The 14,107-nt window shown below is 64.7% G+C and carries 16 protein-coding genes; 13 read left to right on the top strand and 3 right to left on the bottom strand.

All coding sequences use genetic code 11. From position 1 onward, the window contains the following. Positions 1-5: 5 nt before the first annotated feature. The 3 genes from FA90_RS13810 to FA90_RS13800 are packed head-to-tail and all read left to right on the top strand — an operon-like array spanning position 6 to position 2,715. On the top strand, positions 6-1,226 hold the full coding sequence (locus tag FA90_RS13810; protein ID WP_036169610.1) for an ABC transporter ATP-binding protein: 1,221 nt from the start codon (positions 6-8) through the stop codon (positions 1,224-1,226). Beyond that, the gene (locus tag FA90_RS13805) at positions 1,223-1,993 is read left to right on the top strand and encodes an ABC transporter ATP-binding protein (protein ID WP_036169609.1); all 771 of its coding nucleotides are present in this window, start codon (positions 1,223-1,225) and stop codon (positions 1,991-1,993) included. The genes FA90_RS13810 and FA90_RS13805 overlap by 4 nt, the downstream gene beginning before the upstream one ends. Continuing rightward, on the top strand, positions 1,993-2,715 hold the full coding sequence (locus FA90_RS13800; protein ID WP_036169607.1) for an ABC transporter ATP-binding protein: 723 nt from the start codon (positions 1,993-1,995) through the stop codon (positions 2,713-2,715). Before FA90_RS13805 ends, FA90_RS13800 begins: the two co-directional genes overlap by 1 nt. Positions 2,716-2,861: 146 nt before the next feature. Here FA90_RS13800 and phaP read toward each other — a convergent pair whose 3' ends face one another. Beyond that, complete coding sequence (gene phaP, locus FA90_RS13795) at positions 2,862-3,437, bottom strand: TIGR01841 family phasin (protein ID WP_036175662.1); 576 nt, start codon at positions 3,435-3,437, stop codon at positions 2,862-2,864. Between the two features lie 304 nt (positions 3,438-3,741). Here phaP and FA90_RS13790 point away from each other — a divergent pair, with 304 nt between their 5' ends. Continuing rightward, positions 3,742-4,437, top strand: coding sequence for a nitroreductase (locus FA90_RS13790; RefSeq protein WP_036169605.1), 696 nt, complete (start codon positions 3,742-3,744; stop codon positions 4,435-4,437). A 181-nt stretch (positions 4,438-4,618) separates the two neighbouring features. Then, positions 4,619-5,725 carry a D-alanyl-D-alanine endopeptidase gene (gene pbpG / locus FA90_RS13785; RefSeq protein ID WP_051971782.1) on the top strand — a complete coding sequence of 369 codons (1,107 nt, stop codon included), beginning with the start codon at positions 4,619-4,621 and terminating at the stop codon, positions 5,723-5,725. Positions 5,726-5,754: 29 nt separating this feature from the next. Here pbpG and FA90_RS13780 read toward each other — a convergent pair whose 3' ends face one another. Beyond that, complete coding sequence (locus FA90_RS13780; RefSeq protein ID WP_036169603.1) at positions 5,755-6,540, bottom strand: IclR family transcriptional regulator; 786 nt, start codon at positions 6,538-6,540, stop codon at positions 5,755-5,757. Positions 6,541-6,677: 137 nt separating this feature from the next. Between FA90_RS13780 and FA90_RS13775 the strand changes: the two genes are divergently transcribed. The 7 genes from FA90_RS13775 (at position 6,678) to FA90_RS13745 (ending at position 12,528) form a co-directional block, all read left to right on the top strand. Then, positions 6,678-7,064, top strand: coding sequence for a diacylglycerol kinase (locus tag FA90_RS13775; RefSeq protein WP_036169600.1), 387 nt, complete (start codon positions 6,678-6,680; stop codon positions 7,062-7,064). A 21-nt stretch (positions 7,065-7,085) separates the two neighbouring features. Further along, positions 7,086-7,724 (top strand): peroxiredoxin, encoded by a 639-nt coding sequence (locus FA90_RS13770; RefSeq protein WP_036169598.1) that lies wholly within the window; start codon positions 7,086-7,088, stop codon positions 7,722-7,724. A gap of 100 nt (positions 7,725-7,824) precedes the next feature. Then, a complete protein-coding gene (locus FA90_RS13765; RefSeq protein WP_036169596.1) occupies positions 7,825-8,598 on the top strand; it encodes a sulfite exporter TauE/SafE family protein in 774 nt (257 codons plus the stop codon). A gap of 163 nt (positions 8,599-8,761) precedes the next feature. After that, complete coding sequence (gene cysT, locus FA90_RS13760; RefSeq protein ID WP_036169594.1) at positions 8,762-9,604, top strand: sulfate ABC transporter permease subunit CysT; 843 nt, start codon at positions 8,762-8,764, stop codon at positions 9,602-9,604. Positions 9,605-9,614: 10 nt separating this feature from the next. Beyond that, positions 9,615-10,520: a sulfate ABC transporter permease subunit CysW gene (gene cysW, locus FA90_RS13755; protein ID WP_036169591.1), complete on the top strand. Its 906-nt coding sequence runs from the start codon at positions 9,615-9,617 to the stop codon at positions 10,518-10,520. Beyond that, on the top strand, positions 10,517-11,599 hold the full coding sequence (locus tag FA90_RS13750) for a sulfate/molybdate ABC transporter ATP-binding protein (RefSeq protein WP_036169589.1): 1,083 nt from the start codon (positions 10,517-10,519) through the stop codon (positions 11,597-11,599). The genes cysW and FA90_RS13750 overlap by 4 nt, the downstream gene beginning before the upstream one ends. Then, on the top strand, positions 11,596-12,528 hold the full coding sequence (locus FA90_RS13745) for a CysB family HTH-type transcriptional regulator (RefSeq protein ID WP_036169587.1): 933 nt from the start codon (positions 11,596-11,598) through the stop codon (positions 12,526-12,528). The genes FA90_RS13750 and FA90_RS13745 overlap by 4 nt, the downstream gene beginning before the upstream one ends. 26 nt (positions 12,529-12,554) lie before the next feature. Here the strand turns inward: FA90_RS13745 and FA90_RS13740 are convergent, their stop codons facing one another. Next, complete coding sequence (locus FA90_RS13740; protein WP_081933847.1) at positions 12,555-13,019, bottom strand: hypothetical protein; 465 nt, start codon at positions 13,017-13,019, stop codon at positions 12,555-12,557. A 189-nt stretch (positions 13,020-13,208) separates the two neighbouring features. Here FA90_RS13740 and FA90_RS13735 point away from each other — a divergent pair, with 189 nt between their 5' ends. Further along, positions 13,209-14,102, top strand: a complete 894-nt coding sequence (locus FA90_RS13735) for an intradiol ring-cleavage dioxygenase (protein ID WP_036169583.1) — start codon at positions 13,209-13,211, stop codon at positions 14,100-14,102. The last annotated feature ends 5 nt before the right edge of the window (positions 14,103-14,107 follow it).

Here is a 14,107-nt window from a genome sequence, read left to right as displayed (position 1 = left end):
CAAACGTGGCTCTCCTGACTTTTGATACGACGCACAAGCCGCGCCAGAGCTACGCCAGCATGGCCGTGCTGCTGGCGGCGATGATCGCGTTCCCCTTCATCGCCAGCCAGTTCGGCAATTCGTGGGTGCGCATCCTGGACATGGCCCTGCTGTACATCATGCTGGCGCTGGGCTTGAACATCGTGGTCGGCTTTGCCGGCCTGCTCGACCTGGGCTACATCGCCTTTTTCGCGGTCGGCGCCTATTTGACCGGCCTGCTATCGTCGCCGCAGTTCGCCGCTTTGCTGGAATCGGTGGTGAATTATTCGCCGGCGCTGGGTGACGCGCTGGTCAAGCTCTTTGGCGAGCAGATCCACCAGGACGGCATCCACCTGTCGGTGTGGTTCATCGTGCCGCTGGCGGGCCTGGTCGCGGCGCTGTTCGGCGCGCTGCTGGGCGCCCCGACGCTGAAACTGCGCGGCGACTATCTCGCCATCGTGACGCTGGGCTTCGGCGAGATCATCCGGATCTTCATGAACAACCTGAACGATCCGATCAATTTCACCAACGGCCCGCAGGGCATCAACCTGATCGACCCGATCCGCATCTTCGGGGTATCGCTGGCGGGCGAGGCGGGCTCGAAAGCCACCGTGCATCTCGGGCCCTTGAGCATGCCGTCGGTGAACGCCTACTATTTCCTGTTCCTGCTGCTGTGCATTGTCACGATCTTCATGACCGGCCGCCTGCAGCACTCGCGCCTGGGCCGGGCCTGGGTGGCGATCCGCGAAGACGAGATCGCCGCCAAGGCGATGGGCATCAATACGCGCAACGTGAAATTGCTGGCGTTTTCGATGGGCGCCTCGTTCGGTGGCGTGGCCGGCGCGATGTTCGCGGCTTTCCAGGGATTTGTTTCTCCCGAATCGTTCTCGCTGACCGAGTCGATCGCCGTGCTGGCGATGGTGGTACTGGGCGGTATCGGCCACATCCCCGGCGTGGTGATGGGTGGCGTACTGCTGGCGGCGCTGCCGGAAGTGCTGCGCCACGTGGTCGAGCCGGCCCAGCAGGCGTTGTTCGGCAAGGTCGTGATCGAGGCCGAAGTGCTGCGCCAGCTGCTGTACGGCCTGGCCATGGTCGTGATCATGCTGTACCGCCCGGCCGGCCTGTGGCCGTCGCCGAACAAGGAAGACCGCCCGGCGGCAGCCCTGGCCAAGGAAGAAGCCGAAGAGGCCGAGGAGAGCCAGGCATGAGCAATGCATTGCTGAACATTTCCGGTGTCAACAAGCGCTTCGGCGGCCTGCAAGCCTTGACCGACGTGCGCATCCAGATCGCGCACGGGCAGGTCTACGGCTTGATCGGCCCGAACGGCGCCGGCAAGACGACCTTCTTCAACGTGATCACCGGCCTGTATCAACCGGACACCGGCACCTTCGAGCTCGATGGCAAGCCGTATTCGCCCTCCGCCCCGCACGCGGTGGCCAGGGCCGGCATCGCGCGCACCTTCCAGAACATCCGCCTGTTCGGCGAGATGAGCGCGCTGGAAAACGTGATGGTCGGGCGCCACGTGCGCACGCACCAGGGCGTGTTCGGCGCGATCTTCCGCCATGGCGCCGCACGCCGTGAAGAAGCGGCGATCCGCGCGCGCGCGCAGGAGCTGCTCGATTTCGTCGGCATCGGCGAGTATGCCCATCGCTCGGCGCGCACGCTGTCGTACGGCGACCAGCGCCGCCTCGAGATCGCGCGCGCGCTCGCGACCGATCCCAAGCTGCTGGCGCTGGACGAGCCGGCCGCCGGCATGAACGCCACCGAAAAGCTGGCGCTGCGCGAGTTGCTGATCAAGATCCGCGATGCCGGCATCACGATCCTCTTGATCGAGCACGACGTGAAACTGATGATGGGCTTGTGCGACCGCATTTCGGTGCTCGAGTACGGCAAATTGATCGCGGAAGGCTTGCCGGCCGAGATCCAGAAGAACCAGGCGGTGATCGAGGCCTACCTGGGTGGAGCAAATGGATAATGAGTGAAATTGTTCTCGAGATCGCCGGCCTGAAGGTGGCGTACGGCGGCATCAAGGCCGTCAAGGGCATCGACCTGGAAGTGCGGCGCGGCGAGCTGGTCACGCTGATCGGCGCCAATGGCGCAGGCAAGACGACGACGCTGAAAGCCATCACCGGCACGCTGCCGGCCTGCAAGGTCGAAGGCACGATCTCCTATCTTGGCCAGGCCCTGGGCAGCGCCAAATCCTTCAAGCTGGTGCAGCAGAAACTGGCCATGGTCCCGGAAGGGCGCGGCGTGTTCACGCGCATGACCATCCACGAGAATTTGTTGATGGGCGCCTACACGCGCGACGACAAAGCCGGCATCGACGCCGATATCGACAAGTGGTACGCCACCTTTCCGCGTCTCAAGGAGCGCTCGGGCCAGCTGGCCGGCACGCTGTCGGGCGGCGAGCAGCAGATGCTGGCGATGGCGCGCGCGCTGATGTGCCATCCGACGCTGCTGCTGCTGGACGAGCCGTCGATGGGCCTGGCGCCGATCATGGTCGAGAAGATTTTCGAGGTGATCCGCGACGTGTCGAAGCAGGGCATCACGATTCTGCTGGTCGAGCAGAACGCCAAGCTGGCGCTGCAGGCGGCGCATCGCGCGTACGTGATGGAATCGGGCGCGATCACCATCAGCGGCCCGGCGCGCGACATGCTGGACGATGCGCGCGTGCAGGCGGCTTATTTGGGTGAATAAGCTGGGTGAATAAGCTGGGTGAATAAAGTTGGGTAACTAAGCTGCGTCAATGCGCTGGCCGATGCGGCCGCTGCAAAACAAACGGCCCGGACCGCGTTATGCGATCCGGGCCGTTGTATTTGAAACCGGATGAAACGGATTGAAACTTAAGCAGCGGCAGCCGAGTTGGCGGCGGCGCCGGCCTGGCGCGAAGCCTGGGTGAACTGCGACACGGCGGCGTTCAGGTTCGATTCCATCGCTTCGACCGCCTGCTTGGTGGTCTTGCTGAACTGCTCGTAGCCGGCGTTGGCGTTGCTGATCGCGGTTTTCAGGGCCGACACGTAGGTTTCCGAACCGGCCGGGGCGTTCTTGGTCACTTCGTCGACCAGCGAGATCACCTTGCGGTTGACTTCAGAGAACTGGCTCTCGGCGGCGCGCGAGAACTCGGCGCTGGTGTCGGCGGCGATGGTGGCCAGCTGGCGGCCGTACGACATGGCTTTCTCGGCGTTCGGCTGGGCTTGCGAAGCGCTCAGCGAAAAGAATTCCTGGGCATCCTTGGCGCCCAGCAGCTGGCGCGCGGTTGCCGAGGAGCCTTCGATAGCGGCCTTGGCGGTGCTGATGTTCAGGTCCACCAGCTTTTCCATGCCTTCGAACGTCTTGGAGGTCAGGGCCGACAGCATGGCGAATTGGGATTCGAGATTGCTTTTGGTCGCGGTCGAAAACTGCTCGGGGAATGCAAACATGTAGTTCTCCATTAATGGATGGGGTATGGAATGCTTTTGGACCGGTACAGCAGGTTGTGTATTTGATGTGACACGGCGGATTGTGCGCCGCAACATGTCCAATTTTACTGCCTTGAGATTATGCGTCAAGCACTTTTGACGCGGCGCACAACACTAATCAATTGCATTGCGATATATCAACGGAAGCAATCGTTTTCCTGCAAATATATTTGCGCCGTTACAACGCTTCTCCCGTAAACGCGGCTCGGCGATGCACTTGCAGCGCATGCTAGACTTGGCCGGTCCGATCACACCAGGAGCGCCGATGATTACCAGCCCTCAGCAGCAGGCAGTGGACGACGCCATCGTCGCGCGCCGCTCGATCCGCGCCTTTTTGCCGACGCCGGTCGCGCGCGAAGACATCGAAGCCATTCTCGAGGTGGCTGCGCGCGCGCCGTCCGGCACCAATACCCAGCCATGGAACGTGCACGTGCTCACCGGCGTCGCCAAGGCCGGCTTGAGCGAGGCTATCCTGGCAGCCTACCGCGACCCCGAGCAGGCCAGGCAGCATACCGAGGAATATGCCTATTACCCGCGCGAATGGGTGTCACCCTTCATCGAGCGCCGGCGCAAGGTCGGCTGGGATCTGTATGCGCTGTTGGGATTGCAACGCGACAACAAGGCGGGGATGGCGGCCCAGCACGGCCGCAACTACGCCTTCTTCGACGCCCCGGTCGGGCTGATCTTCACCATCGACCGCGTGATGGAGCAGGGCTCGTGGCTCGACTATGGCATGTTCCTGCAAAACATCATGATTGCGGCGCGTGCGCGCGGGCTCGACACTTGTCCGCAGGCGGCGTTCACGCAATTTCACCGCATCATCGCCGAGCAGCTGGGATTGCCGGCCGAGCAGATGGTGGTATGCGGCATGGCGCTCGGCTGGGCCGACCCGGACAAGATCGAGAACACGCTGGTGACCGAGCGCGCGCCAGCCGCCACGTTTGCGCGCTTCATGGACTAGCACGCTATACTTGTCGACTGAATGCTCGCGCCAAGCTGTTGAATCGTCAAGAGATTTCTGCAACGCATGAAAATTGCGCTGTAGCAAATTCGTGGCGCGAGTGTTACATTCTCTTGTACTGCACTCATCTTCCGCTACACTGCTTTCAAGTACTCATCAGTTTGCGTCCAGGGATTTCCAAATGCTAAAGCTCGCGTTGGCTGCCGCCATGTCCATGCTGCTCGTGCTCGAACCGACCGTCGCCGAGGCCAAGACCCGGCGCCACCACGCGGTCAAGCGCTCCACGGCCCAGGTTGCCGTACTTGCCAAGATCAAGCCGGACAATAACGGCGACCAGCTAGTGCGCCGCGTCGTCAAGGTGCATGGCAAGCGCCGCGTGGTCTACGAGCGCGTGCGCCGTGCTGCCCCGGTGGCGGTCGCGGCGGCCGCGCTCAGTGCGGGCGAGCTTGCCGGGCTGAACCGTATCCAGGATTCGCTCGGCCTGCGCTCGAACGTCGCCTTCGTGATGGATCAGCAGACCTCGGAAGTCCTGTACGACAGGAATTCCACGGTGGCGCTGCCGATCGCATCGATCACCAAGCTGATGACCGGCTTGCTCGTAGTGCAGTCGCAACTGAATCTCGATGATGTCCTGGCCATCACCGACGACGACGTCGACCATCTGAAATTCAGCAGCTCGCGCTTGCCGGTCGGCACCCGCATGACCCGTGGCAACCTGCTGCATATTGCACTGATGAGCTCGGAAAACCGCGCCGCCTCGGCACTCGGCCGCAATTACCCGGGCGGGCGCGAAGCCTTCGTCGCGGCGATGAACGCCAAGGCGCATGAACTCGGCATGAACGATACGCATTACGTCGATTCGAACGGCCTGTCGAGCCAGAACGTGTCGAGCGCGCGCGACCTGGCCAAGCTGGTCATGATCGCCCATCAGGAACCGCTGCTGCGCCAGTACACCACCGACCCGAGTTACGTGGTGCAGGCCAACGGCCGTCAGATGCAGTACCACAACACCAACTACCTGGTCGCGATGCCGGACTGGAACATCGGCTTGCAAAAGACCGGTTTCATCAACGAAGCCGGACGCTGCCTGGTGATGCAGGCCACGATCCAGGGCCGCAACGTGATCATGGTGTTCCTCGACTCGAAGGGCAAGATGTCGCGCACCGCCGATGCCGGACGCATGCGCAAGTGGCTCGAGGCGATCAAGCCGCCGACCATCCCGGCCAGCGCGGCCGGCGGCGTGCCGGTGACGGTGTCGGCGGCGACGGCGGCGCCGCTGGTGCATTAATCAGATCAAGGTCTCCGGATCCGGAGACCTCAAGCTCCCGACAGCGGCCGATGCCCCAGCGTCGCCGAGATCTGCACCGCAGTGCCGACCAGGTCCTCCAGCCATTCGTCCTGCAGGCGATCGGCCGGCGCCGAGATCGACAGGCCGGCCACCAGCTTGCCGCTGTCGTCATGGATGCCGGCCGCCATGCAGCGCACGCCCAGTTCCAGTTCCTCGTTGTCGCGCGCATACCCGCGCGCGCGCACCAGCGACAGCTCGCGCTCCAGGCGCGCCAGGTCCGTGATCGAATTCTTGTTGTGGCCGGCCAGCCCGGTGCGGGTGGCGTAGGCGCGGATCGCCTTCGGTTCGTCGACCGACAGGAACAGCTTGCCGGTCGAGGTCAGGTGCAGCGGACCGCGCCCGCCGATCGCGCGCACCACCTGCATCCCCGAGCGCTCGGAAAAGGCGCGGTCGATGTAGACGATCTCGTCGCCCTGGCGGACCGACAGGTTGACCGTCTGCTTGGTCTTGTTGTGCAGTGCACGCATGAGGTCGACCGCCGCTTCGCGCACCGACAGCCGGCTCTTGACCACATTGCCCAGTTCCAGCAGGCGCATGCCGAGACGGTAAGTGCCGGGCTCGACGCGGTCGACGAAGCGCGTGACCACCATGTCGTTCAGGATCCGGTGCGCCGTCGAGGGGTGCAGCCCGGATACCTTCGACAATTCCTTGAGGCTGACCGGGTCCGGATAACTGGCCAGGGCATCCAGCAAGGCGACCATGCGTTCGATCACCTGGATGGAAGTTTTCGCCGGTTCGGGAGTTTCCATTTTCATGATGTGGTTGGTGCAGTGCGGTATATATCTCTACTTTATACCATAATGTGAAAAAAATTGGTAATTCACACAGGATGTGTCGCGTCCGAGCCGAACAATGCGGGCATAATGGCAATCTTGTAAACCTCGACACGACCATGGATCAAGCCAGCAGCGAATTCAAAAGCAAGGGTGGACTCAAGCGCATCGCCAGCGCGTTGCGCTATTCGATCGACGGGTTTCTTCATGCCTGGCGCAACGAGCACGCGTTCCGCCAGGAACTGATGGTGGCGCTGCCGGCGGCGGTGGTGGCCTTGCTGCTGAAGATATCGGCCTTCGAGAAGCTGGCCTTGATCCTGGTCCTCGGGCTGGTGCTGCTGGTCGAGCTGATCAACGCGTCGATCGAAGCCGTGGTCGACCGCGTCTCGCTGGAGCGCCATCCGCTGTCCAAGGCCGCCAAGGACCTGGGCAGCGCGGCGGTGGCCCTGGCGATCGCGATGGCGGCTTCGACCTGGGCCGTCGTCCTGTACAACCGGTTTTTCTAATCCATTCAAGGAGAACACATTATGACTTTACGCCTGGGCGACACCGCGCCGGACTTCGAGCAGGATTCGAGCACCGGCCGCCTCCGCTTCTACGACTGGGCCGGCGACTCGTGGGTGGTGCTGTTCTCGCACCCGGCCGACTTCACGCCGGTGTGCACGACCGAGCTGGGCCTGACCGCCAAGCTCAAGCCGGAATTCGACAAGCGCAACGTCAAGGCGATCGCGCTGTCGGTCGATCCGGCCGACAAGCACAAGGAATGGATCAAGGACATCGAAGAGACCCAGCAGACCGTGGTCGGCTTCCCGATCATCGCCGATGCCGATAAAACGGTGTCCGAGCTGTACGACATGATCCACCCGAACCAGTCGGCCACTGCCACCGTGCGCTCGCTGTTCGTGATCGACCCGGCCAAGAAAGTGCGCCTGATGATCACCTACCCGATGAGCACCGGCCGCAACTTCGACGAAGTGCTGCGCGTGATCGACGCGCTGCAGCTGAGCGACGGCTACACGGTCGCGACGCCGGGCAACTGGAAGGATGGCGACGACGTCATCATCCCCTTGAGCGTGCAGGACCCGGCCCAGCTGCAGCAGAAATTCCCGAAGGGTTATACGGCGCCGCGTCCCTACCTGCGCCTGACGCCGCAGCCGAACAAGTAAGCCGGCAACGTGCGAACAGTCTCCGCATAAGCAAATAAGGAAGCTGTCGTTTGCTTTGCGGTGGAGCCCCTTTACCCTTGGCTCACACTGAGGGTAAAGCATGTCGATTACATATATTCTGTCGGGATTCGCCGTTGGCCTGCTGGTCGGCATGACCGGGGTCGGCGGCGGGTCGCTGATGACGCCGCTGCTGACCTTGCTGTTCGGGGTCGCGCCGTCGGTCGCGGTCGGCACCGATCTCGCGTTCGCTTCGCTCACCAAGAGCGCCGGCACGCTCACGCACCGCGCGCGCGGGACCGTGCAATGGACAGTCGTCGGCCGCCTGTGCGCGGGCGCATTGCCGGCTGCGCTCGTCGCCACGCTGGCGCTGCATCATTTCGGCCCCCTGAACGCCGCCATCGGCGGCATCATCCGTTATTCCATCGCCAGTTCCGTGCTGCTGACCGTGGTCGCGATCCTGTTCCGCAAGCGCATGCTGGGCTGGGTGCACAAGCATCCGGAACGCCAGCTGCAGGGCAGGGCGCTGACCGCCGCCACCGTGCTGGCCGGCGCCGTGCTCGGCACCCTGGTCACGATTTCCTCGATCGGCGCCGGCGCGATCGGCGCGACGCTGCTGGTCATGCTGTATCCCAAGCTCAGCCCCGCCGAAATCGCCGGCACCGACATCGCCTATGCCGTGCCGCTGACCGCGATCGCCGCCTTTGGCCACTGGTGGCTCGGCTCGATCAACTGGATGCTGCTGGTGACCTTGCTGATCGGCTCGGTGCCGGGCATCACGCTCGGTTCCTGGGCCGCGCGCGCCGTGCCCGAGGGTTTTCTGCGCGGCGTGCTGGCGATGACGCTGGCCGGCGTCGCCTACAAGATGATCGCTTGATGACATGCAGGGCGCCCGGCGCCCGGGCTGCCGCCTGACAGCCAGGTCTTCGTGCCGAATCTTATAGCCGAATCTTCTATGCAAATGAAGAACGTATCGTTTGCAATATAAGTAACGCGTGAGATTATTCGGCGTTATTAGAAGAATTGGTAATAAGGCCGCCATGAACATATTCACAAGCCGCAGCAGCGCCAACCGGGTGATCCCCGGTTTCGGGCTCTCGCTCGGCTTCACGATCTTCTATCTCGCGCTGATCGTCCTGATCCCCTTGTCGGCGATCTTCCTCAAGACCTTCACGATGCACTGGGACGCGTTCTGGAGCGCCGTCACCTCGGAGCGCGTGATGGCCTCGTATCGCCTGAGCTTCGGCGCGGCCCTGATCGGCGCGGCGCTGAACGTGGTGTTCGGCGGCATCGTCGCCTGGGTACTGGTGCGCTACCAGTTTCCCGGCAAGCGCATCGTCGACGCCCTGGTCGACCTGCCGTTCGCGCTGCCGACCGCCGTGGCCGGCATCACGCTGACCTCGCTGTACTCCGGCAATGGCTGGATCGGCAAATACCTGGAACCGCTCGGCATCAAGGTCGCCTTCACCCCGCTCGGCGTGGTGGTGGCGCTGACCTTCATCGGCTTGCCGTTCGTGGTGCGCACCGTGCAGCCGGTGCTGGAAGACGCCGAGCGCGAGCTCGAGGAAGCCGCCGCCAGCCTGGGCGCCAGCCCGTGGCAAACCTTCCGCCGCGTGATCCTGCCCGGCATCACGCCGGCGCTGCTGACCGGCTTCGCGCTGGCCTTCGCGCGCGCGACCGGCGAATACGGCTCGGTCGTCTTCATCGCCGGCAACATGCCGATGGTGTCCGAGATCACGCCGTTGTTCATCATCACCAAGCTCGAACAGTACGACTACACCGGCGCCACCGCGATCGCCGTGGTGATGCTGGTCGCCTCTTTCATCCTGCTGCTGGCGATCAACCTGCTGCAAGCCTGGTCGCGCAAGCGCGCCGGCAAATAAGGGAACCCCGATGAGTGCCGTACTCGACAAGATCGACAACAAGCCGGCGGCAAGCAGCGCCGCGCCGCACAAGGCCACCAATACGCTCGAGCCGCGCTGGGTGCGCTATGCCTTGATCACGGTGGCGCTGCTGTTCATGACGCTGTTCCTGTTCGTGCCCCTGGTGGCGGTGTTCACCGAAGCGCTCAAAGGCGGCTGGAACACCTACAAGGACGCCATTTTCGACGACGACGCGCTGGCCGCGATCCGGCTGACACTGCTGGCGGCCGCCATCTCGGTGCCGCTGAACCTGGTGTTCGGCGTGGCGGCCAGCTGGACCATCGCCAAGTTCGAATTCCGCGGCAAGAGCGTGCTGCTGACGCTGATCGACCTGCCGTTCTCGGTCTCGCCGGTGATCGCCGGCCTGATCTACGTGCTGATCTTCGGCGCGCAGGGCTGGATCGGTCCCTGGCTGATGGACCACGACGTCAAGATCCTGTTCGCGGTGCCGGGCATCGTGCTGGCCACCGTGTTCGTGACTTTCCCGTTCGTGGCGCGCGAACTGATCCCGCTGATGCAGGCGCAGGGCAGCGAAGAGGAAGAGGCGGCGCTGGTGCTGGGCGCGTCCGGCTGGGCCACCTTCCGGCGCGTGACGCTGCCCAACATCAAATGGGGCCTGCTGTACGGCGTGATCCTGTGTAACGCCCGTGCGATGGGCGAGTTCGGCGCGGTGTCGGTGGTCTCGGGCCACATCCGTGGCGAGACCAACACCATGCCGCTGCAGGTCGAGATCCTCTACAACGAATACAGCTTCACCGCCGCCTTCGCGATCGCCTCGCTGCTGGCGCTGCTGGCCCTGGTCACGCTGGCGGTGAAAGCCTTCATCGAATGGCGCCTGAACCAGGCGAAAAAGACAACCCGGAGCACTGAAGCATGACGATCGAAGTCCAACACATCCACAAGCAGTTCGGCCAGTTCACGGCCCTGGACGACATCTCGCTGCAGTTCGCCGACGGCGAGCTGACCGCGCTGCTGGGGCCCTCGGGCTGCGGCAAGACCACGCTGCTGCGTTGCATCGCCGGGCTGGAATTCCCGGATGCGGGCCGCGTGCTGCTCGACGGCGAGGACGCATCCAGCCGCCACGTGCGCGAGCGCCAGGTCGGCTTCGTGTTCCAGCACTACGCGCTGTTCAAGCACATGACCGTGTTCGAGAACGTCGCCTTCGGCCTGCGCGTCAAACCGCGGCGCGAGCGGCCGTCCGAGGCGCAGATCCGGGAAAAGGTCAAGCGCCTGCTCGAGCTGGTGCAGCTCGACTGGATCGCCGACCGCTACCCGCCGCAGCTGTCCGGCGGCCAGCGCCAGCGCATCGCCCTCGCTCGCGCGCTCGCGGTCGAGCCGCGCGTGCTGCTGCTGGACGAACCGTTCGGCGCGCTCGACGCCAAGGTGCGCAAGGAACTGCGCCGCTGGCTGCGCCAATTGCACGACGAGCTGCACGTCACCTCGATCTTCGTGACCCACGACCAGGAAGAGGCGCTCGAAGTGGCCGACCAGGTGGTCCTGATGAACAAGGGCCGGGTCGAGCAGCTCGGCACGCCGTCCCAGGTGTACAACCAGCCCGCGTCGCCATTCGTGTACGGCTTCCTGGGCAACGTCAACCTGTTCCACGGCCGCGTCAACGACGGTGTGCTGGCCAGCGGCGACGCCACCTTCGCCGCGCCGCAGTACGCCAACGTGGTCAACGGCGAGGGCATCGCCTACGTGCGTCCGCACGACCTGGACGTCGAGCGCTACGCCCCGGGCCAGGACGGCGTGGTGGTCAAGCTGCGCCGCGCGCACGCGATCGGCCCGCTGGCCCAGCTCGACCTGGAGCGCGCCGACAACGCCCAGATCGTCGAGGCGACCATCCCGAACGAGCGCTTCCGTGAATTGAACCTGCGCGATGGCGAGACCCTGCTGGTCAGGCCGAAGCGCATGCACGTCTTCGTCGATCAAAATGAACAGGGTGGGGGCATATGAATTTCCAGCAGCTGCGTTCGGTGCGCGAAGCCGCGCGCCGCAATTACAACCTGACCGACGTGGCCAACGCGCTGTTCACGTCGCAGCCGGGCGTGTCGCGCCAGATCCGCGAGCTCGAGGATGAACTCGGCGTCGTCATCTTCGAGCGCAACGGCAAGCGCCTGACCGGGCTGACCGATCCCGGCAAGGGCATCCTGAAGATCATCGAACGCCTGCTGGTCGAGGCCGAGAACCTGCAGCAGGCCAGCAGCGAATACGCGGCGCAGGACAGCGGCACGCTGACGGTGGCCGTGACGCACACCCAGGCGCGCTATGCGCTGCCGCAGGTGGTGCAAGCCTTCCGCGCCAGCTTCCCGGGCGTGCGCATCGCCTTGCAGCAGAGCGCGCCGGAACACATCGCCGAATGGGTGCTGTCCGGCCGCGCCGACATCGGCATCGCGACCGAGGGCCTGTCGACCTTCCCCGACCTGGTGTCGTTCCCGTGCTACCGCTGGAGCCACCTGGTGGTGGTGCCGGACGGCCATCCGCTGCTGTCGCAGACACCCCTGAAACTGGCCAACCTGGCCGAGTATCCCCTGATTACCTACGACGTCGGCTTCACCGGCCGCAGCCACATCGACGCCGCGTTCGCCGCCGCCGGCGTGAACCCGGACATCATGCTGACCGCGATGGATTCGGACGTCATCAAGCAGTACGTGTCGCTCGGGATGGGGGTCGGCATCGTCGCCTCGATGGCGTTCGACCACGGGCGCGACCGCGGCTTGCGCGCAATCGAATCGTCGCACCTGTTTGCGCCCAACGTGACGCGCCTGGCGGTGCGCCGCGGCGCTTACCTGCGCGCGTACGCCTACGATTTCATCGAGCGCTTCGCCCAGGGTTTTACGCGCGCCGACGTCGAGAAGGCGGTGCAGGTGGCGCTGGCGGAATAAGTACCCTGATGTGACCGGCGGAGGCGTCAGCGGTGGCCGCCGCCGCCGTGCCCGCCGCCGAAGCCGCCCGCGTGCCCACCGCCAAAGCCGCCACGTCCACCACCGAAGCCGCCGCGACCGCCGCCCCAATGTCCACCGCCCCAGTGACCGCCACCGGGGCGCGGTCCGCCCCATGCGTGACCGCGATTGGCATAGCCGCGATAGTAGCCCGGCGCACCGCGATAGCCGCGGTAGCCGCGGTCGTGGAAGCGGAAATCGAGCGCCAGCCCCGGTCCGAAGTAGCCTGGACCGTAGCCGCCGTAGTAATCGTAGTAGGGATCGCCGTAGGCGTAGCCATAGGCCGGAGAGGCCGGATAAGCCGTCACCGGGGCCGCCGCATAGGCTGGATAGGCGGGATAGGCCGGACCGTAGGTCGCGCAGCCGGATAAGGCAGCGCCCGCGGCCAGCGCGCACGCCCAGCGTGTTGCCTTGGCCAATGTAGGGGTATTCATTGCACGTTCTCCCTGTCCTGTTTCCACTGTATATCGGGGCAGGACGACCGTTTGCAATTGCTTTCGGACGCGGCCGTCCGCCGCCGAAAGGGCGCACGAGGATCGTATTTACGTATCTTTGCGCCGCTTGACTGCGCTTAACGCTGGGCAGAACGACAATCGCTCCCGTTCAACACACGAGAGAGCGCCATGGAACACCAGCACGACAGCCTTGCCGAAGCCCTCGAGCGCATGCTCGCCACCCACGCCAGCCGCCGCAATTCGCTGCGCTGGCTGCTCGCCGGAGCCGGCGCCGCGGCGCTGCCCCTGGCCGGCTGCGGCGCCGGTTCTTCCGACGCGTCGGTCGCCGGCGCAACCATTGCGAGCGCGGCCAGCACGACCAGCGGCACCACGACCGGCACGACCGGCACGACCGGCACGACCGGCACGAGCGCCAGCTGCACCGTCATCCCCGAAGAGACCAACGGCCCGTATCCGGGCGATGGCACCAACAGCAACGGCAGCGGCATCGTCAACGCCCTGACGTTGTCCGGCATCGTGCGCAGCGACATCCGCGCCAGCGTCGCGCCGGGCAGCGCCACCGCGGCCGGCATCCCGATCACGCTGCAGCTGAAGATCGTCAACGTCGGCAGCAGCTGCGCCAGCGCGAGCGGGGCCGCGGTCTACGTCTGGCATTGCGACCGCGACGGCAATTATTCCTTGTATGCGAACGGGCTGACCAAGGAAAATTACCTGCGCGGCGTGCAGGAGACCGATGCCAACGGCGTGGCGACTTTCACCAGCATGTTCCCCGGCTGTTATTCCGGGCGCATGCCGCACATCCACTTCGAGGTCTACCCGAGCCTGGCCAAGGCCACCAGCGCCGCCAACCGCCTGAAGACCTCGCAGCTGGCCTTCCCGATCGCCACCTGCAACGAAGTCTACGCGACCAGCGCCTACGCCAGCAGCGCGCGCAATTTCGCCAACATGAGCTTTGCCAGCGACAACGTGTTCAGCGACGGCACCACGCTCGAGATGGCGAGCGTGAGCGGCGATCCGGTCAACGGCTACGTCGTCACGCTGACGGTGGGCGTGTCGTTCTGAGCGAC

The organism is Massilia sp. 9096 (assembly GCF_000745265.1).
Lineage (GTDB): Bacteria > Pseudomonadota > Gammaproteobacteria > Burkholderiales > Burkholderiaceae_D > Telluria.
The sequence above is the reverse complement of the archived record's forward strand: the minus strand, read 5'-3'. Positions and strand labels throughout refer to the sequence as shown.

Excerpts from the sequence above, each read along its gene's own strand:
- FA90_RS13805 (WP_036169609.1), top strand. The coding sequence starts at position 1,223 with ATGAGCAATGCATTGCTGAACATTTCCGGTGTCAACAAGCGCTTCGGC.
- FA90_RS13800 (WP_036169607.1), top strand. The coding sequence starts at position 1,993 with ATGAGTGAAATTGTTCTCGAGATCGCCGGCCTGAAGGTGGCGTACGGC.
- phaP (WP_036175662.1), bottom strand. The coding sequence starts at position 3,437 with ATGTTTGCATTCCCCGAGCAGTTTTCGACCGCGACCAAAAGCAATCTC.
- FA90_RS13790 (WP_036169605.1), top strand. The coding sequence starts at position 3,742 with ATGATTACCAGCCCTCAGCAGCAGGCAGTGGACGACGCCATCGTCGCG.
- pbpG (WP_051971782.1), top strand. The coding sequence starts at position 4,619 with ATGCTAAAGCTCGCGTTGGCTGCCGCCATGTCCATGCTGCTCGTGCTC.
- FA90_RS13780 (WP_036169603.1), bottom strand. The coding sequence starts at position 6,540 with ATGAAAATGGAAACTCCCGAACCGGCGAAAACTTCCATCCAGGTGATC.
- FA90_RS13775 (WP_036169600.1), top strand. The coding sequence starts at position 6,678 with ATGGATCAAGCCAGCAGCGAATTCAAAAGCAAGGGTGGACTCAAGCGC.
- FA90_RS13770 (WP_036169598.1), top strand. The coding sequence starts at position 7,086 with ATGACTTTACGCCTGGGCGACACCGCGCCGGACTTCGAGCAGGATTCG.
- FA90_RS13765 (WP_036169596.1), top strand. The coding sequence starts at position 7,825 with ATGTCGATTACATATATTCTGTCGGGATTCGCCGTTGGCCTGCTGGTC.
- cysT (WP_036169594.1), top strand. The coding sequence starts at position 8,762 with ATGAACATATTCACAAGCCGCAGCAGCGCCAACCGGGTGATCCCCGGT.
- cysW (WP_036169591.1), top strand. The coding sequence starts at position 9,615 with ATGAGTGCCGTACTCGACAAGATCGACAACAAGCCGGCGGCAAGCAGC.
- FA90_RS13750 (WP_036169589.1), top strand. The coding sequence starts at position 10,517 with ATGACGATCGAAGTCCAACACATCCACAAGCAGTTCGGCCAGTTCACG.
- FA90_RS13745 (WP_036169587.1), top strand. The coding sequence starts at position 11,596 with ATGAATTTCCAGCAGCTGCGTTCGGTGCGCGAAGCCGCGCGCCGCAAT.
- FA90_RS13740 (WP_081933847.1), bottom strand. The coding sequence starts at position 13,019 with ATGAATACCCCTACATTGGCCAAGGCAACACGCTGGGCGTGCGCGCTG.
- FA90_RS13735 (WP_036169583.1), top strand. The coding sequence starts at position 13,209 with ATGGAACACCAGCACGACAGCCTTGCCGAAGCCCTCGAGCGCATGCTC.